The organism is Aquincola tertiaricarbonis (assembly GCF_023573145.1).
In the GTDB taxonomy this organism is placed as follows: domain Bacteria; phylum Pseudomonadota; class Gammaproteobacteria; order Burkholderiales; family Burkholderiaceae_C; genus Aquincola; species Aquincola tertiaricarbonis_B.
Genome location: NZ_CP097635.1, coordinates 3,016,658 through 3,036,304, shown reverse-complemented (window position 1 = coordinate 3,036,304; position 19,647 = coordinate 3,016,658). Strand labels below are relative to the sequence as shown.

General features: G+C 71.5%; 19 protein-coding genes. 10 read left to right on the top strand and 9 right to left on the bottom strand.

Going from position 1 to position 19,647, the window contains the following annotated elements; all coding sequences use genetic code 11:
• Positions 1-48: 48 nt before the first annotated feature.
• Positions 49-1,596, top strand: coding sequence for a methyl-accepting chemotaxis protein (locus tag MW290_RS13915; RefSeq protein ID WP_250195247.1), 1,548 nt, complete (start codon positions 49-51; stop codon positions 1,594-1,596).
• An 8-nt stretch (positions 1,597-1,604) separates the two neighbouring features.
• On the opposite strand, the gene MW290_RS13910 is transcribed toward MW290_RS13915, so the two are convergent.
• The 3 genes from MW290_RS13910 to MW290_RS13900 form a co-directional block, all read right to left on the bottom strand.
• A complete protein-coding gene (locus MW290_RS13910) occupies positions 1,605-2,183 on the bottom strand; it encodes a PEP-CTERM sorting domain-containing protein (RefSeq protein WP_250195246.1) in 579 nt (192 codons plus the stop codon).
• A 20-nt stretch (positions 2,184-2,203) separates the two neighbouring features.
• A complete protein-coding gene (locus MW290_RS13905) occupies positions 2,204-3,793 on the bottom strand; it encodes an alkaline phosphatase D family protein (protein WP_250195245.1) in 1,590 nt (529 codons plus the stop codon).
• 244 nt (positions 3,794-4,037) lie between these two features.
• The gene (locus MW290_RS13900) at positions 4,038-4,928 is read right to left on the bottom strand and encodes a LysR family transcriptional regulator (RefSeq protein ID WP_250195244.1); all 891 of its coding nucleotides are present in this window, start codon (positions 4,926-4,928) and stop codon (positions 4,038-4,040) included.
• Positions 4,929-5,065: 137 nt separating this feature from the next.
• On the opposite strand from MW290_RS13900, the gene MW290_RS13895 reads away from it, so the two are divergent.
• The 8 genes from MW290_RS13895 to MW290_RS13860 all read left to right on the top strand — a co-directional run bounded on the left by MW290_RS13895 (position 5,066) and on the right by MW290_RS13860 (position 12,950).
• The gene (locus MW290_RS13895; RefSeq protein WP_250195243.1) at positions 5,066-6,094 is read left to right on the top strand and encodes an amidohydrolase family protein; all 1,029 of its coding nucleotides are present in this window, start codon (positions 5,066-5,068) and stop codon (positions 6,092-6,094) included.
• A 32-nt stretch (positions 6,095-6,126) separates the two neighbouring features.
• Positions 6,127-6,810 (top strand): 4-carboxy-4-hydroxy-2-oxoadipate aldolase/oxaloacetate decarboxylase, encoded by a 684-nt coding sequence (gene ligK / locus MW290_RS13890; RefSeq protein WP_250195242.1) that lies wholly within the window; start codon positions 6,127-6,129, stop codon positions 6,808-6,810.
• Between the two features lie 5 nt (positions 6,811-6,815).
• A complete protein-coding gene (locus MW290_RS13885; RefSeq protein WP_250195241.1) occupies positions 6,816-7,751 on the top strand; it encodes an NAD(P)-dependent oxidoreductase in 936 nt (311 codons plus the stop codon).
• Positions 7,748-8,665, top strand: coding sequence for an amidohydrolase family protein (locus MW290_RS13880; protein ID WP_250195240.1), 918 nt, complete (start codon positions 7,748-7,750; stop codon positions 8,663-8,665). Before MW290_RS13885 ends, MW290_RS13880 begins: the two co-directional genes overlap by 4 nt.
• Positions 8,666-8,709: 44 nt before the next feature.
• Positions 8,710-9,696, top strand: coding sequence for a Bug family tripartite tricarboxylate transporter substrate binding protein (locus MW290_RS13875; protein WP_250195239.1), 987 nt, complete (start codon positions 8,710-8,712; stop codon positions 9,694-9,696).
• A 42-nt stretch (positions 9,697-9,738) separates the two neighbouring features.
• Positions 9,739-10,725: a Bug family tripartite tricarboxylate transporter substrate binding protein gene (locus MW290_RS13870; protein WP_250195238.1), complete on the top strand. Its 987-nt coding sequence runs from the start codon at positions 9,739-9,741 to the stop codon at positions 10,723-10,725.
• A gap of 118 nt (positions 10,726-10,843) precedes the next feature.
• Entirely contained in the window at positions 10,844-11,929 is a 1,086-nt protein-coding gene (locus MW290_RS13865; RefSeq protein ID WP_250195237.1) for a porin, read from the top strand.
• A 25-nt stretch (positions 11,930-11,954) separates the two neighbouring features.
• A complete protein-coding gene (locus tag MW290_RS13860) occupies positions 11,955-12,950 on the top strand; it encodes a Bug family tripartite tricarboxylate transporter substrate binding protein (protein ID WP_250195236.1) in 996 nt (331 codons plus the stop codon).
• Between the two features lie 22 nt (positions 12,951-12,972).
• On the opposite strand, the gene MW290_RS13855 is transcribed toward MW290_RS13860, so the two are convergent.
• Positions 12,973-13,719, bottom strand: a complete 747-nt coding sequence (locus MW290_RS13855) for a siderophore-interacting protein (RefSeq protein WP_250195235.1) — start codon at positions 13,717-13,719, stop codon at positions 12,973-12,975.
• Between the two features lie 32 nt (positions 13,720-13,751).
• Between MW290_RS13855 and MW290_RS13850 the strand changes: the two genes are divergently transcribed.
• Complete coding sequence (locus tag MW290_RS13850; RefSeq protein WP_250195234.1) at positions 13,752-14,219, top strand: MarR family winged helix-turn-helix transcriptional regulator; 468 nt, start codon at positions 13,752-13,754, stop codon at positions 14,217-14,219.
• A 172-nt stretch (positions 14,220-14,391) separates the two neighbouring features.
• On the opposite strand, the gene MW290_RS13845 is transcribed toward MW290_RS13850, so the two are convergent.
• From MW290_RS13845 to MW290_RS13825, 5 genes are read right to left on the bottom strand one after another with little or no spacing between them, the layout of a single operon-like run.
• Positions 14,392-15,423, bottom strand: coding sequence for a sensor histidine kinase (locus MW290_RS13845; protein ID WP_250195233.1), 1,032 nt, complete (start codon positions 15,421-15,423; stop codon positions 14,392-14,394).
• A 44-nt stretch (positions 15,424-15,467) separates the two neighbouring features.
• A complete protein-coding gene (locus MW290_RS13840; protein WP_250195232.1) occupies positions 15,468-16,052 on the bottom strand; it encodes a DUF2894 domain-containing protein in 585 nt (194 codons plus the stop codon).
• A complete protein-coding gene (locus MW290_RS13835) occupies positions 16,045-16,770 on the bottom strand; it encodes an OmpA family protein (protein ID WP_250195231.1) in 726 nt (241 codons plus the stop codon). The genes MW290_RS13840 and MW290_RS13835 overlap by 8 nt, the downstream gene beginning before the upstream one ends.
• Positions 16,767-18,902, bottom strand: a complete 2,136-nt coding sequence (locus MW290_RS13830) for a DUF802 domain-containing protein (protein WP_250195230.1) — start codon at positions 18,900-18,902, stop codon at positions 16,767-16,769. The genes MW290_RS13835 and MW290_RS13830 overlap by 4 nt, the downstream gene beginning before the upstream one ends.
• The gene (locus tag MW290_RS13825) at positions 18,899-19,579 is read right to left on the bottom strand and encodes a DUF3348 family protein (protein WP_250195229.1); all 681 of its coding nucleotides are present in this window, start codon (positions 19,577-19,579) and stop codon (positions 18,899-18,901) included. The genes MW290_RS13830 and MW290_RS13825 overlap by 4 nt, the downstream gene beginning before the upstream one ends.
• Between the last annotated feature and the right edge of the window lie 68 nt (positions 19,580-19,647).

The window sequence follows — 19,647 nt, the reverse complement described above, 5'->3', positions numbered from 1 at the left end:
CTTTCGGAGGTCGATATCGGCCCATCGGTGGATGGGGATGTCGTCGTCATGAAGATTCTGCGCGAATGGTCGATCAAGGCCAGGTTGATGGGGGCCGCAGTGCTGGCCTCGTTGTCGTTGGTGCTGGTCAGCGGTGCAGCCGTGCTGGCGCTGCACCGGCTGGATGCCCAGTTCAATGCCTTTGCCAGCGAGAGTGTGGCCACGCACACGGCCTTGACCGCTTTCCGGGCCGAGTTCGGCAATCTGCGTCGCTTCGAGAAGGACACCATCCTCAAGATCGACGACACCTCGGCGGCGAAGAAGTACCAGGCCCAGTGGGCCCGTTCCTTCGACGCCGCGATGACCCAGCTCGAAGCCTTGCGCCACCGACTGCCGGCCGGGCAGTTGGACAGTCTGCTGCCGCTGCTCAAGGCCTACCGCGCTCAGGCGGGTGACGTGATCCAGCGCTCTATCAACGGGCAGATCGTCACCGCCAACGACGCCAATGACCAACTGGGCCCGGCCAAGAAGCAGATGCATGCGGCCGAGCCGATGCTGGAGGCCATTGCCCGCACGCTGGAAGACCACGCCCAGCAGCAAAGCGCGGCCGCCACCGGCGCGGTGCACCGCTGGCGCGCCCTGATCGTCGGCGCGGCGGTGCTGACGCTGGCCGTCTATCTGCCGCTGATGGCGTTCACCGTGCTGTCGGTCACCCGGCCGCTGGACCGGGCCATCGGCGTGGCGGGACGGGTGGCCGCGGGGGACCTGGCCACGCCGGTGCAGGCGCAGGGCCGCGACGAGGTGGCGCAGTTGATGGCGGCGCTGGCCCGCATGCAGGACCATCTGCGCCACTTGGTGGCCGAGGTGCGTGCCAGCGTGGTGGCCATCGACGCGGCCAGCAGCGAGATCGCGCAGGGAACGCAGGACCTGAGCAGCCGCACCGAGCACACCGCCAGCAGCCTGCAGGAAACGGCGGCCAGCATGGGCGAGCTGACCGCGGCCGTCTCGGCGGCCGAGCAGGCGGCCGGCTCGGCCGCGGCCCTGGCGCAATCGGCCCGGGCTTCGGCCGACGAAGGCTGCGAGGTGGTGGCGCAGGCGGTGCGCAGCATGGACCGCATCACCGACAGCGCCGGCCGCATCGCACACATCACCGGCGTGATCGACGGTCTGGCGTTCCAGACCAACCTGCTGGCCTTGAACGCAGCGGTGGAAGCTGCCCGTGCCGGCGAAGAGGGCCGGGGCTTTGCGGTGGTAGCCGGCGAGGTGCGGCGGCTGGCGCGGCAGTCGGCCGATGCCTCGCGTGAGATCAAGCAGCTGATCGGTGACTCCACCGAGCATGTGGGGCAGGGCACGCGGCTGGTCCAAGCGGCCGGCACCGCGATGCAATCGCTGCAGGGCGGCATCCGCCAGGTGGCGGAGGTGGTAGGCGAGATCCGCGGCCGGGCGCAGGCGCAGGGCGATGGCCTGCGCGAGATCAACGCCGCCGTCACCCAGGTGGACGGCATGACCCAGCAGAATGCCGCGATGGTCGAGCAGGCCGCCGCCGCGGCCGAATCGCTGCGTGAACAGGCGGCGCGGCTCAGCGGCCTGCTCACGCGATTCAAGCTGGCGGCCTGAGGCCGCGGTCAGCCCCGCCGCCGTGCGGCCACCAGTAACGCCGCCAGCCCCAGGCCCAGCATCGCGGTCGTGGTCGGCTCCGGCACCGCGCTGATCGTCAAGGCCAGCCGGTCGCCGGCCTGCAGCCCGGTGGGCGCCAGCAGCCAGTCCTGCGTGCCGGCTTGGCCGAAGGGCGCGCCCAGGTCCACCGCGTAGGTCTCAGCGGGGTTGAACTGCAGCGTCTGCCGCAGGTCGTCGCCGCTGATCGAGGCCAGCTGGCCGAAGGCCGGCGTGACACTGCCCACCAGGCCGAAGCTGGCGCCTTGCAGGCTCAGCTGCAAGCCGGGCAGCGCGGCGCCGGCTGCGGCGCCGACGACCGCGTTGAAGGCCAGCCACTGGCCCACGTCGGCCGCTTCCAGCGCCAGCTCCACCCGCACCGGTGCGCTGTTGCGCAGCGTCAGGTCCAGCGCCAGGCTGCTGCCGTTCAGCGTCACGCTGGCGTCGTTGCCGGCGGCCTGCACGCCCACCAGTTGCAGCGCCTGGGCCTGGGTGGCCAGGGCGGCCAGGCTCAGGGCCAGCGCAGCGCGCCAGCGGCGCGGAATGCTCATGCCATGCACCGTGCGCCCCTTCATGCCGGCACCAGCGTGCGGCTGTAGATCTGCTGGCCGTCCAGGTCCTTGAAGGCCACGGTGAAGGTGCGGCTGGCCGCGTCGATGTTCACCTCGCCGAAAAACTGCATGCGGGCATAGGGCGACAGGTTGGCCTGGCCGGCCGGCGGCGCCTTCTGAAAGTCCACCCGCGGGCCGAAGGTGCCGTCCAGCGTGTTGGGGCCGAAGGTGCCGGCATTCAGCGGGCCGGCGACGAATTCCCAGAAGGGGTCGAAGTCGGTGAAGGCCGCGCGCGAAGGGTCGTACTGGTGGGCGGCGCAGTAGTGCACGTCGGCCGTGAGCCACACCACGTTGCGCACCGCCATCTGTTTGATGGCGCGCAGCACGCCGGCGATCTCCAGCTCGCGGCCGCGGGCCTGGCCGTCGTTGCCGTTGGCAATGGCTTCCCAGCGGGCATGGCCGTTGGCGTCGCGGCCGTCGCCCACGTTCAGGCCGATGGGCATGTCGGCGGCGATCACCTTCCAGGTGGCGCGCGAGCGGCGCAGGCCGTCCTTCAGCCAGGCCAGCTGTTCGGCGCCCAGGAAGCGGCTGGCGTCGCCATCGGTGGCTTCGAGGTTGGTGCCGTTGGGGCCGCGGTAGCTGCGCATGTCCACCACGAACACGTCCAGCAGCGGGCCGTACGGGATGTGGCGGTACACCCGTTCCAGCTCGGCGGCGCCGTAGGGGCGCATCGGCGCGTACTCCATGAAGGCGCGGCTGCCGCGCGCGATCAGCAACGGCACGTCCTTGACGGTGTAGCGGCTGTCGGCCGCCAGATTCTTGCTGGCGCTCCAGTTGTTGGTCACCTCGTGGTCGTCCCACTGCCAGATCTGCGGCACCTCGGCATTGAAGCGGCGCATGTTCTCGTCCAGCAGGTTGTAGCGGTAGCGGCCCCGGTATTCGTCCAGCGTCTCGGCCACCTTGGCCACCTGGGGCGTCACCAGGTTGCTCCAGGTCTGGCCGTTCTCGGCGGTCACGGTTTCCTGGATGGGGCCGTCGGCGTAGATGGTGTCACCGCTGTGCAAGAAGAAGTCGGGCTGCACCCGGCGCATCTGCTCATAGATGCGCATGCCACCGAAGCTGGGGTTGATGCCCCAGCCCTGGCCGGCGGTGTCGCCACCCCAGACGAAGCGCACGCTGCGCTGCAGCGCCGGGGTGCGGAAGCGGCCCTGCACCGGTTCGCTGGTGGCGCGGCTGTTGGCCAGGCTCTCGAACCAGGCCCGCACGTACACCGTGCGGTCGGCCGGCAGGCCGGTCAGGTCCATGCGGGCGGTGAAGTCGGTGGTTTCCAGCGCATGCGGGCCCACGCGGCGCACCGGGCGGGTGAAGGCTTCGTCGAAGGCGTACTCAGCGACCAACCGCGCCGGCCGGTCGGCCCGGCTCCACAGCATGGTGTTGCCCAGCGTCATGTCGCCGAACTGGATGCCCTGGGCCATCAACGGCCGGTCGCCTTCGGCGGTGACGATGGCGGCGGACGCGACCTGATGCCGCGGCAGCAGGGCGGCACCAGCCAGGGCCATGCCGCCGTGCAGCAGGCGTCGGCGTTGGGTCGAATGACGGTCTTCGGTCATGCGGAGCTCTCCTCGTGGGGTCGGCGTGGACCTCCAGGGTAGGGAGCGCGCATGAAGGTTCGTTGACAGTGGCCTGATCCCAGGCTCCGCGCCGCCGGGCCGCCCCAAGGCGCGGAGAGCCCCCACGGGGGGTAGCGAGCGCAGCGAGCTTGGGGGCCTACATCCCGCCGCCGGGCCGCCCCAAGGCGCGGAGAGCCCCCACGGGGGGTAGCGAGCGCAGCGAGCTTGGGGGCCGACATCCACATCAGGCTGCGAATCCGCGGGCCAGGTCTTGCAGCAGCGCTGCGGTGCGCAGCTGCAACGCATCACGCCGTGTGGCCGCACTCCAGGCGATGCACAAGGTGCTGCGGATGCGCGGCTCCACGATCAGCGTGCGGGTGAGGGCGCCCGGGCCTTCGCCTTCGTTCACCGCGCTGGCCGTCAGCGCCGCGAAGCCATGGCCGCGGCGCACCATGTCCAGGATGGTGGGCACGCTCGATACCTCCCAGGCCACCTGCAGCTTCACGCTGGCCAGCAGCGCCTCATGCTCCATCAGCCGGCGGAAGCTGTGGCCGCGCTGCGGCAGCACCAGCGGCAGCCGGCCCACCTCGGCCAGCGGCATCTCGGCCCGCCGGGGCGCCCCGGGCGGGCCGATCAGGCACAGCTCTTCGCGGAGCACAGGCTCCTGTTCCAGGTTGGCCTGCGGCTCGGGGTTGTAGACCAGGCCCAGGTCCACGCGGCCGGTGCCCAGCCATTCGGTGATGTGCGACGAGAAGCCCTCGACGATGGCCACCCGGGCCTTGGGCATCTCGGCCTGGAAGCGCTCGATCAGCGCCACCGTGATGTGCCGCGCCAGGCTGGGCGGCAGGCCCACCACGATCTGGCCCTGCGGCTCGCCGCGCATGCTGCCCAGTTCATGCTGGGTGGCCTGCACCAGCTGCAGGATCTGCCGCCCGCGCTCCAGCAGGCGGCGGCCCGGCTCGGTGAGCACCACGCCGCGGCCGTTGCGCAGCAGCAGGGTTTCGCGCAGCTCCACCTCCAGCGCGCGCACCTGGCGGCTGAGGGCGGGCTGGGTCATGCCCAGCAGCTCGGCCGCGCGGCTGAAGCTGCCCGTCTGCGCCACCTGGATGAAGTATTCGACCTGCTTGATGTCCACCGCGCCATTGTGCCCAGCAACGGCCGAGCCATGCCGAACCGGCATAGCAGCTAGCGGCCGGCACCGCTAGGTGGGGCGCCGCCGCACTTCGAGAATCCGACGCTGAGCACCGTAGCAGCGACAAGGACGCCTCTTTCATGATCATCGACGTGCATGGCCACTACACCACGGCGCCGGCCGCGCTGGGCGCCTGGCGCGACCTGCAGATCGCCGGCCTGACCGACCCGGCCAAGGCGCCCAAGCCTGCCGACCTGAAGATCAGCGACGACGAACTGCGCGAGTCCATCGAAACCAACCAGCTCAAGAAGATGAAGGAGCGCGGCAGCGACCTGACCATCTTCAGCCCGCGCGCCAGCTTCATGGCGCACCACATCGGCGGCTTCGAGACCTCGGCCGCCTGGGCCGCCATCTGCAACGAGCTGTGCTACCGCGTGAGCCAGCTGTTCCCCGACCATTTCGTGCCCGCGGCCATGCTGCCGCAAAGCCCCGGTGTGGATCCGGCCACCTGCATCCCCGAGCTGGTCAAGTGCGTGGAGCAGTACGGCAACGTCGGCATCAACCTGAACCCGGATCCGTCGGGCGGCCACTGGACCAGCCCGCCGCTGAGCGACCGCCACTGGTACCCGATCTACGAAAAGATGGTCGAGTACGACATCCCCGCGATGATCCATGTGAGCACCAGCTGCAACGCGTGCTTCCACACCACCGGCGCCCACTACCTGAATGCCGACACCACGGCCTTCATGCAGTGCCTGACGTCCGACCTGTTCAAGGACTTTCCGACGCTGAAGTTCCTGATCCCCCATGGCGGCGGCGCCGTGCCCTACCACTGGGGCCGCTTCCGCGGGCTGGCGCAGGAGCTGAAGAAGCCGTTGCTGAAAGACCACCTGCTGAACAACATCTTCTTCGACACCTGCGTGTACCACCAGCCAGGCATCGACCTGCTGACGAAGGTGATCCCGGTGGACAACATCCTGTTTGCCAGCGAGATGATCGGCGCGGTGCGCGGCATCGACCCCGAGACAGGCCACTACTACGACGACACCAAGCGCTACATCGAGGCAAGCACGATCCTGAGCGCCGAAGACAAGCACAAGGTGTACGAAGGCAACGCCCGCCGCGTGTTCGGCCGCCTCGACCAGCAGCTCAAGGCCAAGGGCCGCTGAGCCAACCCCTGACCACGGAACAAGCTCCTGCCATGTACGAACTCGGCGTCGTCTATCGCCACATCACCCGCACCGACCGGGCCACCACCGACGCGCTGGCCGCACTGGGCAGCGCCACGGTGCACGAGGCCATGGGCCGCGTGGGCCTGCTCAAGCCCTACATGCGGCCCATCTATGCCGGCGCCCAGGTGTCGGGCACGGCCGTCACCGTGCTGCTGCATCCGGGCGACAACTGGATGCTGCATGTTGCGGCCGAGCAGATCCAGCCTGGCGACATCGTGGTGGCGGCCATCACGGCCGAATGCACCGACGGCTATTTCGGCGACCTGCTGGCCACCAGCTTCCAGGCCCGTGGCGCCCGCGCGCTGGTCATCGATGCCGGGGTGCGCGACGTGCGCACGCTGACCGAGATGCAGTTCCCGGTGTGGAGCAAGGCCATCAGCGCCAAGGGCTGCATCAAGGCCACGCTGGGCTCGGTCAACATCCCGGTGGTGTGCGCCGGCATGTGGGTGACGCCGGGCGACGTGATCGTGGCCGATGACGACGGCGTGGTGTGCGTGCCGCGCGAGCGCGCCGCCGACACCTTGAAGGCCGCCCAGGCCCGCGAGGCCAACGAAGGCGCCAAGCGCGAGAAGCTGGCCAGCGGCGTGCTGGGCCTGGACATGTACAAGATGCGCGAGCCGCTGGCCCAGGCCGGCCTGCGCTACATCGATTGAACATGATGAGCGAAGTACCCCAGGCCTTCGGCCGCATCGCGCTCATCGGCTATGGCGAGGTCGGCCGCATCCTGGCCGAGGACCTGCGCACGCAGGGCCTGGCCGTGGCCGCCCATGACTTGAAGCTGCAGCAGCCCGCGCAGGCAGCCGCGCCGCAAGCCCATGCGCAAGAACATGGCGTGCAGCTGCACGCCCAGGCCGCCGGCGCCGTGGCCGGTGCCGATCTGGTGATCAGTGCCGTCACCGCCAGCCAGGCGGTGGCGGTGGCCGAAGCCGCAGCGCCGCACCTGCAGGCGGGCGCGGTGTTCATCGACATGAACTCCGCCTCGCCGGGCGCCAAGCAGCGCGCGGCCGGCGTGGTGGACGCCGCCGGTGGCCGCTACGTGGAAGGCGCGGTGATGACCAGCGTGCCGCCGTACCGCATCCGCGTGCCGCTGCTGCTGGGCGGGCCGCATGCGGCCGCGGTGGTGGCGCCGCTGAATGCGCTGGGCTTTGCCGCCAAGCTCGCCGACGAGCGGCTGGGCGTGGCCTCGGCCACCAAGATGTGCCGCAGCGTGATGATCAAAGGCCTGGAGGCCATGGTCATCGAAAGCCTGAGCACCGCCCGCCATTACGGCGTGGAAGACGCGGTGATCGCTTCTCTGTACGAGACCTTCCCGGGCATCGACTGGGAGAAGCAGGCGGCCTACTTCTTCCAGCGTGTGATCGAGCATGGCCGCCGCCGCGCCGAGGAAGTGCGCGAGGTGGCCCAGACCGTGCGCGAGGCCGGCCTGCAACCCTGGAGCGCCAGCGGCACCGCCGAGCGCCAGGCCTGGGTGGCCGACCTGGCCGATGCCGGTGTGTTCGGCCAACGCGGCGAAGCCGGCTTTGCCCGCAGCGCCGACTGGCGCACCGAGGCCGACCGGCTGCTGGCCGCGGTGGCCCAGGAGCGCCAGCGATGAGCGCCTTCACCAAGACCCCGGGCTGGCTGGACTGGTACGCCGGTCCCAGCCGGCCGCGGCTGCAGCTGCCGGCGGGCGCGGTCGATGCGCATTGCCATGTCTTCGGGCCGGGCGACCGCTTCCCGTATGCGCCCGAGCGCAAGTACACGCCCTGTGATGCCAGCCGCGAGCAGCTGTTTGCCTTGCGCGACCACCTGGGCTTTGCCCGCAACGTGATCGTGCAGGCCACCTGCCACGGCGCCGACAACGGCGCGCTGCTGGATGCGCTGGCCCATTCGCAGGGCAGGGCGCGTGGCGTGGTGACGGTGCGGCGCAGCGTGACCGACGACGAGCTGCAGCGCATGCATGCGCTGGGCGTGCGCGGCGTGCGCTTCAACTTCGTGCGGCGGCTGGTCGACTTCACGCCGCGCGACGAGCTGATGGAGATCGCCGCACGCATCCAGCCGCTGGGCTGGCATGTGGTGGTGTACTTCGAGGCGGCCGACCTGGCCGAGCTGTGGGACTTCTTCACCACGTTGCCCACGCCGGTGGTGGTGGACCACATGGGCCGGCCCGACGTGCGCCAGCCGGTCGACGGGCCCGAGTTCAGCCGCTTCGTGCGGCTGATGGACGAGCACCCCAACGTGTGGAGCAAGCTCAGCTGCCCCGAGCGGCTGAGCGTGGCCGGCCCGCCCGCGTTGAACGGCGAGCCGCGGCCCTACCGCGACGTGGTGCCCTTCGCCCGCCACTTGATGGAACGCTTCCCTGACCGTGTGCTGTGGGGCACCGACTGGCCGCACCCCAACCTGAAGGACCACATGCCCGACGACGGCCTGCTGGTCGACCACATCGGGCAGATCGCGCCCACGCCGGCGCAGCGCCAGCAGCTGCTGGTGGACAACCCGATGCGCCTGTACTGGCCCGAAGAGCGCTGACCGCTGCCGATCCCTTTGTTCCTGCAGTTCCCGAAGGAGACGCCATGACCCCGATGCAACGCCGCCAGGCCCTGGCCCGGCTGGCCGGGCTGCTCTGCGCGCCCGCCGCCCTGGGCAGCGCCCATGCGCAGGCCGCGTATCCCAACCGCCTGCTGCGGGTGCTGGTGGGCTACAGCCCGGGCGGTGCGGTGGACATCATCGCTCGCGCGCTCGGCCAGGCCATGGCCCCGGGCCTGGGCCAGTCGGTGATCATCGAGAACAAGCCCGGCGCCGGCACCAACATCGCCATCAAGGCGCTGCTGGAGAGCCCGCCCGACGGCTACACGCTGATGCTGGCCGCCAATGCGCTGGCGGCCAATGTCTCGCTGTACCAGCCCGCGCCCTACAACCTGGCGCGCGACATCACGCCCATCGCCCAGGTGGGCAGGGTGCCGGTGGTGCTGGCCGCCAATGCACAGGCCGGCATCGGCTCGCTGCGCGAGCTGATCGCGCGGCTGAAACTGCAGCCCGGTTCGCTCAACTACGGCACGCCGGGCAACGGCTCCACGCCGCACCTGGCCATCGAACTGTTCGCACGTGCGGCCGGCATCCAGCCGGTGCATGTGCCGTACAAGGGCGGCTCGCAGGCGATGAATGACGTGATCGCCGGCCACATCCAGCTGGTGGCGGTGAACGCGCTGGAAGTGCAGCCGCACGTCAAGGGCGGCAAGCTCAAGGTGCTGGCGGCGCTGAGCGCCAGGCGCTCGCCCATCTTCCCCGAGGCGCCGACCATCGCCGAATCGGGCTTTCCGGGCTTCGAGGCCTCGGTCTGGTACGGCCTGGTGGGCCCGGCCGGGCTGCCGGCGCCGGTGGTGGCGCGGCTGCACCAGGCCGTGGAAAAGGCGCTGGCCACGGCCGAGGTGCGTGAGCGCCTGTCGGCCGCCGGCGGTGAAGTGACGCCCGGCAGCACCGCGATGTTCGCCAGCCTGCTGGCCAGCGAGCAGCAGCGCTACCAGAAGCTGATCCGCGAGGCCCGTATCCAGCCCGATTGACGGCCGCCCACGGCCCACCACAACAAGAAACCGGAGACACCCATGCCACCCACCCCGTTCCCGTTGCGCCGCCGCTCCCTGCTCATCGGCGCTGCCGCCAGCCTCGTGCTGCCGGGCCTGACGGTGCAGGCCCAGTCCGGCCGCACCTTGCGGCTCATCGTGCCCTTTCCGCCGGGCGGCTCCACCGACATCCTGGCGCGCGCCGTGGGCGCACGGCTGGGCCCGGCGCTGGGGCAGACGGTGCTGGTGGACAACAAGGCCGGCGCCGGCGGCTCGCTGGGCGCGGCCGAGGCGGCGCGGGCGGAGCCCGATGGCAACACGCTGCTGATGGGCCACATCGGCACGCTGGCGGTCAACCCGGCGCTGTACCCCAAGCTGGCCTACGACCCGGTCAAGAGCTTCGACCCCGTGGGCATGGTGGCGCGGGTGCCCAACATCTTGGTGGTCAATGCCGCCTCGCCGATCAAGACGCTGGCGCAGTTCATCGCCCAGGCCAAGGCCCAGCCGGGCCGCATGACTTACTCGTCGGGCGGCAACGGCAGCGCGGCCCACATCGCCTTCGAGTACCTGAAGCTGCGCGGCAACTTCTTCGTGCTGCACATCCCGTACCGCGGCACCGCGCCTTCCATCACCGACCTGCTGGGCGGCCAGGTGGACGCCACCTTCACCGGCGCGCCGGTGGTGCTGCCGCATGTGCGCCAGGGCAAGCTGCGGGCGCTGGCGGTATCCAGCCCGCAACGCCTGGCCAGCCTGCCCGACGTGCCCACGGTGGCCGAAAGCGGCTACCCCGGCTTCGACGCCGACCAGTGGTACGGCTTCGTCGCGCCGGCAGGCACACCCGCCCCGGTGCTGGCGCGGCTGAATGCCGAGGTCAACAAGGCGCTGCAGACGCCCGAGGTGGCGCAGCAGCTGGCCGCCGAAGGCGCCATTCCCACGCCCGGCACACCCAAGGCTTTCGGCGAGCTGATCGTGCGCGAACTGCCCCGCTGGGCCGAGGTGGTGCGCGCCGGCAAGGTCAAGCCGGACTAGCCGTTTGCACGCCGTGGGCGCGCCCGCGGCTCATCCCTGACGCCACCCGCAGCCAGGCCCTCGAAGGCCCTGGCCGGGCCGCCGCATGCCCAGATTCAACCCAGAGGAGACAAGACCGATGAACCGCACCCCTTCTTTCACCCAACGCCAGCGCCGCCTGCCGGCCCGTTGCGTCGCTGCCTGCGCGCTGGCCGGCCTGCCCTTGCTGGCGGCAGCCCAGGCCACCAGCAGCGTGACGATCTACGGCCTCTTCGATGCCGCGGTGCGCCGCGCCAGCAACGTGGGCGCCGACGGCGCCTCGCGTGTCAGCATGGACGACGGCATCTTCACCGGCAGCCGGCTGGGCTTTCGCACACGGGAAGACCTGGGCGGCGGCCTCTCGGCGTTGCTGGCCATGGAGTCGGGCTTCGACCCCAGCACCGGCGCCTCGGCCCAGGCCAGCCCCACGGCCGACTACGGCCAGGTGGCCGCTGCCACCCGCTTCTGGGGCCGCGAGATCTACATCGGCCTGCGCAGCACCGATGGCTGGGGCCTGAGCCTGGGGCGCCAGTACACCCTGGCCCACCAGATGACGGCGCGCTTCCAGCCCGAGGGCAACCCCAACAGCACCGCGCACTCCATCTTCAGCAGCCACCACGTGGCGCGGCAGGACAACATGGTGAAGCTGGAGGCCAAGCTGGCCGGCGTGGAACTGGCCGCCGCACGCACGCTGGGTGAGGTGGCCGGCAACAACGGCAGCGATGCCTGGGCCGTGTCGGCCGCCTACACCGCCGGCCCGGTGAGCCTGGGGGCGTACGTGCAGCGGCTGAACAACCTGGCCGACACCGAGCAGCGCCGCATCGTGGGCGCCGGCGGCAACTGGAAGCTCACCGAAGCCTTCACGTTGTTGGCCGGTGCCATGCGCCGCGACGACGAGGTGAGCCCGCAGACCAACCGGGTGTGGACGCTGGGCGCCAGCACCCGGGTGCTGCCCACCGTCACCATCAGCGCCGCCTACCTGCATGACAAGCAGGCCGGCAGTGCGCGGCTGGCCGGCAAGCGCAAGGTGGCCTACGTCACGGCGTCGTATGCCTTCTCCAAGCGCAGCGACGTCTATGCCGTGGTCGACCGCAACGAGGTGGAGGGCGGCTATGCCAAGCCGGCCTTCATGGGCACCCTGGGCAGCCAGAACGGCCTGGTGCTGGGCCTGCGTCACCGGTTCTGAGAACCTTCACGCATCAGGAGTTGAGATGACGACATTCTTCAAGCGGCGCCGTCGCGCCGCCCTGGGCACCGCGCTGCTGGCCGCCACCGCGGGCTGGCTGCCGGCTGCCGTTCAGGCGCAGCCGGCGTTTCCCAGCCGGCCGATCACGCTGATCGTGCCTTTTGCGCCGGGCGGCATCGCCGACGTCACCGCCCGCGCGGTGGCCGAGGCCATGGGCCAGACCCTCAAGCAGACCGTGGTGGTGGACAACCGGCCCAGCGCGGGCAGCATCGTCGCCAGCCAGGCCGTGGCCAGCGCCAAGCCCGACGGCCACACGCTGCTGCTGATGAGCAACGGCAACGCCGTGAGCGTGGGCCTTTTCAAGAAGCTGCCCTACGACACGCTGAAGGACCTGCAGCCCATCTCCACGCTGGGCTTCTTCGACCTCGGCATCGTGGTGCCCGCCAACTCGCCGTTCAAGACGCTGCCCGACCTGCTGCGGCATGCGCAGGCCCAGCCCGGAGCGCTGAAGACCGGCACCATCGCGGTGGGCAGCACCCAGCACCTGGCGGCCAAGCTGTTCGAAACCGTGGCCGGCGTGCAGCTGCTGACCGTGCCCTACAAAGGCTCGCCGGCGGTGCTGATGGCGCTGCGCAGCGGCGAGATCGACGTGGCGCTGGAGATCGTCGGGCCGATGATGGCCCAGCTCAAGGCCGGCGAGATCCGCGCGCTGGCCACCACCGCCAGCCAGCGCAACGCGGCGCTGCCCGACGTGCCCACGGTGCAGCAGGCGGGCCTGAAGGGCTACGACGTGAGCAGCTGGAACGCCATCGCCGCGCCGGCCGGCACGCCGCAGCCGGTGATCGACGCGCTGCAGCGCGCCATCGCCAGCGCGGTCGCCGATGGCGGCGTGCGCACCCGCCTGGAGGCCCTGGGCATGCGACTGCAATCCAGCACCCCCACCCAGGCCCGCGAGCTGCTGGCCAAGGACATCCAGCGCTGGGGGGCGGTGATCAAGGCAGCCGGCATACAGCCGGAGTGACTGAACGGTCCAGCGGACCGGCTCACAGATCCTCGTGAAAGCTCGACGTGCCCGCCCGCCAGTAGGCCGAGATGCGGGCGGACTCTTTCGGATGGCCGCGCTCGACCAGCAGCAGGTCGCGCACGCGGGCCATGGTGGCGGCTTCTCCGGCTGCCCAGGCGAAGCCTTCGCCGCTGGGCAGGGCTTGGGCCTGCAGGGCTTGCAGGAGCTGGTCGGGCGTGTCCAGCCATTGCAGGTCCAGCGTGGCCTCGCTGGTCAGCGCGCGGCGGTCGGCTTCGGCCACCAGCAGGCGGACGACCGCGCGGGTACCGGCCGGCAGCTCTTCCAGGCGGCGGTGCACCGCGGGCAGGGCGGTGGCGTCGCCCACCAGCAGGTGCCAGTCATAGTCGGTGGGCACCACCATCGAGCCGCGCGGCCCGCCAATGGTGGCGCTGTCGCCCGGGCGGGCCTGGCGCGCCCAGTCGCTGGCGGCGCCGTGGCCGTGCAGCGCGAATTCGATGGTCAGCTCGCGGCGCGCCGCGTCGAAGCGGCGCGGCGTGTAGTCGCGCCGCACGGGCTCGGCCTCGGGCGTCTCACCGGGCAGCATGAACTTGACGTGGTCGTCAAAGCCCAGCGACACGAAGTCGGCCAGCGATTCGCCGCCGAAGGTGATGGCGACGAAGCCGGGGCCCAGCGGCTCGGTGCGCAGCACCTGGAGATCGCGGCGGCGCAGTTCATGGCGCACGCGTTGCACGCGGCGGGTGGAGGTGGGCATGGAAGCGGTGGTCATGGTGGAACAGATAGGTGACAATGTCATCCATCATGAGACCTAAAGTTGATAATGTCAACCATGCCGCCGCTGATGAGGTCTTCGACGCGATCCATGCGCTGATGCACCTGTACCGCGGCCGCCAGTACCGGCTGCTGCGTGACAGTGCGCCAGCGATCACCCACCTGGAGGACAAGGTGCTGGGCTTCTTCGCCCGCCACCCGGGGGCGATGGCCGGCGACCTGGCCACCCATTCGGGCCGCGACAAGGCGCAGATCGCGCGGCTGGTCACCGGCCTGAAGGAGCGCGGGCTGCTGGAAGCGCAGGTGGACGACACCGACCGCCGCAAGATCCGGCTGCACCTGAGCGAGGCCGGCCGCCAGCTGCAGCGCGACAACCAGCGTGCGCTGAGCACCGTGGCCCGGCAAAGCCTGGAAGGCCTGAGCGAGGCCGAGCGCCAGCAGCTGCTGGCGCTGCTGCAGCGGGTGCGGGCGAATCTGGCTGCGGACGAAAACGGCTAGGCAGGGTCACGAAGCGCCGGGCCGCCCCAAGCTTCGTGGCTCCCCCTCGGGGGGGCGGTCCGGGCGAAGCCCGGGCCTTGGGGGCTCCATCACGAAGCGCCGGGCCGCCCCAAGCTTCGTGGCTCCCCCTCGGGGGGGCGGTCCGGGCGAAGCCCGGGCCTTGGGGGCTCCATCAGGCGGGGAATACGACGCGCACGCACGTGCCAGTGCCGCGCGGCCCCGGCCGCAGTTCCACCGTGCCGCGCAGCGACGAGGCGAAGCCCGACAGGATCTTCATGCCCAGCCGCTCGCTGCGGCTGCTGTCGTAGCCCTCGGGCATGCCGCGGCCGTCGTCGGTGATGGCCAGCTCCAGCTGCCGGGCGTCCAGCGGCTGCAGGTTCACCACGATGTGGCCAGCTTCGCCCGGCTCGAAGGCATGCTTGAGCGCATTGCTGATGACCTCCAGCACGATCATCGACAGCACCGTCGTGCGGTCGATGTCGAACACCAGGTCGGCCGCATGCACCTCGCAGCGCACCTGCCCGGCCTCGGCCGCCTTCAGAATGTCGTCGCACATCTCGCGCAGGCGCTCGGCCAGCGGCTGGTCGGCCGCGGCCGGGTCGTGCAGCCGGCGGTGGATGCGCGAGAACAGGTCGAAGCGGCGCCGCGCCTCGTTCAGCGCAGCGGTGGCCTCGGGGTTGTGGCGCAGCTGGCGGGCCTGCACCGCCAGCACGCTGCCCACCAGCGTCAGGTTGTTGGCCACCCGGTGCTGCAGCTCCTGGAACAGCGTGGTGCGTTGTGCCAACAGCGCCTGCGAACGCTCCTGGCTCTTCTCGAGCTGGCTCGTCACCTGCGACAGCAGGTCGATCACCACGATGTCGACCACGCTGATCAGCACGAAGAAGGCGATGGCCAGGGCCGCAGTGCCATCGAGCGCGAAGCTCTCCCGCGGCAGGATGAACCAGTACCACGCCGCCCCGATGGACAGCAGCGCACAGAGCGTGCCCGGCCCGCGGCCGCACACGAAGGCGCTGAGCAGGATGGCTGGGAAGAACGTGAGGAACGGGAAGCCGTTGCCCAGCAGCGGATCGGCTAGGAAGCGGGCCCCCAGGGCCAGCAGGAAGGCGATCACCGCCACGGGGTAGGCCAGGCGGGGCCGGGTTCTGAAGCGCGCCGTCCAACGGATGAAGCGCAGCGTGGGGCCAGGGCGCGGTAGGTCGACCATCAAGACATCAGTAGGGCTGATGTCCATCATATCTGGGCGGCGCGCTAAGGGCTGCTGCTGCGGCGGCGGTCGGCGGCACTGGTCTTGCGGGGCGCGGCACCGGCGGCATTGAGCTGGTCCAGCCACAGCAGCGCGTCCACGTGCTGCACGAAGCGGTCGAGGTAGCCGGGCGACAGCTCACGCATCAGCCGCAGGGCGCGGTGCACCAGCTGCTGCGAGTTTAGCGGCCCCGCGTTGTCGGGCACCACCGCCAGCGACTGGGTGAGCCGGCGCTCGGCGCTCAGCCGCGACCAGGTGCTGCGGAAGTCGCGCAGCGTCTTCAGCTCGGTCTCGGGCGGCGATTGCTGCGCCAGTTCCGCCACCAGGGCGGCCAGCGGGCCGGGTGGGCGCGCTGCGGCCGGGGCCGCCGAAGCGGGCTGCGGTGCCGCCGCGGCGGCACCATCGTAGGCCGCAGCCAGCTGCTGCAGCCGCTGCGCCAGGCGCTCGGCCGCCAAGCCGCGATGCCCGGCCGCGCGCCGGGCCATGGCCTCGATGAAGCGGAAGCGCATCGGGTCGCGCTGCTGCGCGCCCTGGGCGCGGCGCTCGGCCAGCCAGTCGGCCAGCGGGGGCGGCTGCAAGAGCTCAGTCACGGCGGGGGGCGGGCGCCGGGGCAGCGGTGCTGGCCGCGGCAGCGGGGGCGAGGGTGGGGGCGGAGGCTGCGCGTGCGGGGCCCCGGGCCGGCCGCTGCATCGGCGACATCTCCACCCGGCGGTTCTTGGCCCGGCCCTCGGCATCGGCGTTGCTGGCCACAGCCTGCTGCGCGCCGAAGGCCGCCGCGAACACGTACGGGGCCGGCAGGCCTTCTTCGATCAGCGCGCGGGTCACGGTGAGGGCGCGCTGGGCCGACAGCTCCCAGTTGTCCTCGAAATGCTTGCTGCGCTCGCGCACCCCGCGGTCGTCGGTGAAGCCGCTGACCATCAGCATCTCGTCGCGCTCACGCAGGTAGGCGGCCAGGGGCCTGGCCAGGCTGCGCAGCAGGCGCCGGCCCTCGGGCTGCAGGTCGGCCGAGTTGAACTCGAACAGCAGGCTGCCGCTGATGCCGATGCGGCCATCCACCAGCGAGACGCGGCCGGCCGCCAGCGGCCCGGCCAGCACCTGTTCCAGCGACTGCCGGCGCTGAGTCTCGGCCTGGCGCTGTGCCACCTCGGCCTGCAGCCGGTGGCTCAGGTCCAGCTGCTGGCCCACCACGTAGACCAGGATCAGCACGAAGGCGCCCAGCAGCCCGGCCATCAGGTCGCCGAAGGCGGCCCACACCGGCGTGCCCGCCTCCTCAACGCCGTCTTCGGGGGTGTCCCAGGCCAGGCTCATGCGTCGCTGCCGGCCAGCGCGCGCTGGCGGCCCAGCTGCTGCAGGTCTTCGACGATCTGCTGCTGCGAGCTGATGCTGAGGTCGATGACCTCACGCGCCTGCGCCACGTAATAGGCCAGCTGCTCGTCGCTGCGCGTCAGCGACTGGCTCAGCGCGGTTTCGATGCGCTGCAGCTGCGCGGCCAGCTGCTCGCTGGTCTGGCTGAACTGCTGCACCGCGGTGCCGAAGGCTTCGCCCAGGCTGGCCACTTCCACCGCGCTGCCGGTGAGCTGCGCGGCCACCTCGGCCATGCGGCCTTCGTGCGCCTCGGTGCTGGCGGCCAGGCGCTGGCCCAGGCCGTCCAGCAGCTCGGCGGACGAGGCCACCAGCGTGTCGATGGCCTGGCGCTGGCCCTGGCTGGCGTGCTGCACCGTGTCCAGCAGCGTGCCCAGGGTCTGCAGCATGCGCTCGCGTTCAGCCAGCATCGCCTGGTCGCGGGCCATGCTGTCGCTGAGCTTGTCGCGCAGTTCGTTGATCACCTCGGCCGCGGCGCGCGGCGCATCGGCGGCTGCCTGCAGCACCGTGCCGATCTCGGCCAGCGTGCGCTGGCCGGTCTGCTCGAAGGCCTGCTGCAGCGAGTGGGCCATGCCGTTCAACCGGCCCGTCCAGGCCGCCAGGCGCTGGGCATCGGCCTCGGCCAGGCTGCTCTGCAGGCCGGCATGCACCCGCTCCACCGATTGCAGCAGCGCCGCGGCCTGCTGGGCAAAGCCGCTGGCGGCGGCGTCCATCGCCTGCTGCAGCGCGGTGGTGGCCTGCTGCTGCTGGCGCTGCAGCGTCTCGGCGGTGCTGCGCTGCAGGGCCTGCAGCTCGGCTGCGCTGGCCTGGTGCAAGCGCAGCTGTTCGGCGGCGCTGGCTTGCTGGGCGCGCTGCTGCTCGGCCACCGTGGCCTGCTGCAGCCGGTGCTGCTCGGCGGCCAGGGCCTGCCAGCGGGTGGCCACGGCGTCGGCGGTGTGGTCCAGCCGCTGGGCCACGGCGTCCACCATCGCGCTGGAGCGTTGTTCCAGCCGCTCGGCCAGCGCGTCCAGCCGCGCCTGCCAGTGCTGCGCCTGGCCGGCCTGCTGCGCCTGGTGGTCGGCGAGCGCTTGCTGCCAGTGGTCGGCCACGCGGGTGTGGGCGGTTTCCACGCGATCGGTCAGGGCCTGCAGCTGTCGGTCCAGGCCGCCGGCCAGCGTGGCCTGCAAGGCCTGCGTCTCGCGGGCGATGCCGGCCATGGTGGCTTCCACCACCGGCTGCAGCGTGGCGCCGGCGGCGCGGGCGCTGGCCGCCAGGCTGTGCTCCAGCGAGCGGCCGACCGAGGCGGCCAGCTGGGTGTAGGCCTGGCCGGCCTGCTCATGGAAGCGGGCCTGCTCATCGGCCAGCCGGCTGCCCAGCAGCTCCCCCTGGCGCTCAATGCCGCCCATCAGGGCCTGCAGCCGGTCCACCAGCACCGGCAGCGTCTCGGCCTGCTGCTGCAGCAGGCGCAGCTGTTCGTCGCGGCGGTGCGCCTGCGAGAACACGCGCAACGGGCCGGCGATGTGGCCGTCCAGCTGCTGCACCACCTGCTGGCGCTGGCGCCGCAGCAGGGCCGACAGCAGCCCCAGCATGGCCGAAGCGGCGATGCCGGCCACCGAGGTGCCGAAGGCCAGGCCCAGGCCCTTGACCGGCGCCGACAGCGAAGCGCGGATCGAGGCCAGGTCGGTGGCGCTGTCCAGCGCCAGGCCGGTGCCGTTGAGCGTGACCACCATGCCCAGGAAGGTGCCCAGCATGCCCAGCAGCACCAGCAGGCCGGTCAGGTAGGGCGTCAGCGCGGGGCCGGGCAGGGCGCTGCGCTCACCCTCGATGCGCAGCCGCACCGGCTGCCGCAGGGCGGCGGGCAGGCGCTGCAGCCAGGGGGCCAGCTCCTGCTGGGGTTGTGCCAGGTCGGCCAGCGCGGCCTGCAGCGCGTCGGTGGCGGCGCGGTGGCGGCGCAGTTCCAGCGCGCCGGCCAGGTAGGTGGCGGCGATCAGCGCCATCATCACCAGCGCCAGCGGGCTGCGGCCGGCATAGCCCACGGCCACCCAGGCGATGGCGCCCAGGCCGGCCGCGAACACGGCGTGTTGGAGGTGTCGGTTCATGTGCTTGCTTGTCGCTGCGCGGTGGCCAGGGCTTCGAGCAGCCCCTCCACCGGTTGGAATCGGATCTCGAGTTCGGCCAGCAGCACCGCTTGCAGGTCCTGCTCGAAGCCGGGCTGGCTGCTGCGGCGCAGGCGCTCGAAGTGCTTGCCCAGCCAGCCGGGCACGGTGGCCAGCAGCCGCTGCTCCTGCGGCGCCAGCACCTGTTCCATCACCGCGTCCACCTCGGCCAGCCGCGCCATCGCGGGGGAGCAGGCGGCCAGCTGCTGGCGCAGGCGCTCGCGCAGCGGCGCGATGGCGCGTTCCATGGCGTTCTGGCGCTGGTTGCAGTGGCGGCGCCAGGGCGCAAAACCTTCGGCGTCCTGGGCTTCACGCGCTTCCAGGGCTGGCTCGGTCAGCTGGCGGGCCAGCTGCTGGCGCACCTGGTCGGCGTCGGCGTGGGGGTCGGCGGCGGGCGCTGCGGCCGGCGCGGGCCGGCTGCCGGTGCTCTCAGGCGCAGGCGCGCTGCCCACGGGGCCCAGGGCGCCGTAGAGGGAAATGGCATCGGCCCAGCCCAGCCAGTGGGCCAGGCGCTGGGCAAACTGCAGGCGTGACTCGGGCACGTCGGCCTCGGTCAGCCGCGCCAGCAGCCGCACCAGAGCAGCCCCGGTGATCTCCGCGCGCCGGGGGGCGCGCGCCATCGCGCCAGCAGACATTCGGGTCGGGAAAAAACCTCGCAGTCTACCTGCTTGTCACCCGCCGATGCAGG

Coding starts and splice junctions, on each gene's coding strand:
- MW290_RS13860 (WP_250195236.1), top strand. CDS start 11,955: ATGACGACATTCTTCAAGCGGCGCCGTCGCGCCGCCCTGGGCACCGCG.
- MW290_RS13910 (WP_250195246.1), bottom strand. CDS start 2,183: ATGAGCATTCCGCGCCGCTGGCGCGCTGCGCTGGCCCTGAGCCTGGCC.
- MW290_RS13880 (WP_250195240.1), top strand. CDS start 7,748: ATGAGCGCCTTCACCAAGACCCCGGGCTGGCTGGACTGGTACGCCGGT.
- MW290_RS13830 (WP_250195230.1), bottom strand. CDS start 18,902: ATGAACCGACACCTCCAACACGCCGTGTTCGCGGCCGGCCTGGGCGCC.
- MW290_RS13905 (WP_250195245.1), bottom strand. CDS start 3,793: ATGACCGAAGACCGTCATTCGACCCAACGCCGACGCCTGCTGCACGGC.
- MW290_RS13875 (WP_250195239.1), top strand. CDS start 8,710: ATGACCCCGATGCAACGCCGCCAGGCCCTGGCCCGGCTGGCCGGGCTG.
- MW290_RS13885 (WP_250195241.1), top strand. CDS start 6,816: ATGAGCGAAGTACCCCAGGCCTTCGGCCGCATCGCGCTCATCGGCTAT.
- MW290_RS13835 (WP_250195231.1), bottom strand. CDS start 16,770: ATGAGCCTGGCCTGGGACACCCCCGAAGACGGCGTTGAGGAGGCGGGC.
- MW290_RS13895 (WP_250195243.1), top strand. CDS start 5,066: ATGATCATCGACGTGCATGGCCACTACACCACGGCGCCGGCCGCGCTG.
- MW290_RS13870 (WP_250195238.1), top strand. CDS start 9,739: ATGCCACCCACCCCGTTCCCGTTGCGCCGCCGCTCCCTGCTCATCGGC.
- MW290_RS13915 (WP_250195247.1), top strand. CDS start 49: ATGAAGATTCTGCGCGAATGGTCGATCAAGGCCAGGTTGATGGGGGCC.
- MW290_RS13865 (WP_250195237.1), top strand. CDS start 10,844: ATGAACCGCACCCCTTCTTTCACCCAACGCCAGCGCCGCCTGCCGGCC.
- MW290_RS13845 (WP_250195233.1), bottom strand. CDS start 15,423: ATGGTCGACCTACCGCGCCCTGGCCCCACGCTGCGCTTCATCCGTTGG.
- MW290_RS13855 (WP_250195235.1), bottom strand. CDS start 13,719: ATGACCACCGCTTCCATGCCCACCTCCACCCGCCGCGTGCAACGCGTG.
- ligK (WP_250195242.1), top strand. CDS start 6,127: ATGTACGAACTCGGCGTCGTCTATCGCCACATCACCCGCACCGACCGG.
- MW290_RS13850 (WP_250195234.1), top strand. CDS start 13,752: ATGAGACCTAAAGTTGATAATGTCAACCATGCCGCCGCTGATGAGGTC.
- MW290_RS13825 (WP_250195229.1), bottom strand. CDS start 19,579: ATGGCGCGCGCCCCCCGGCGCGCGGAGATCACCGGGGCTGCTCTGGTG.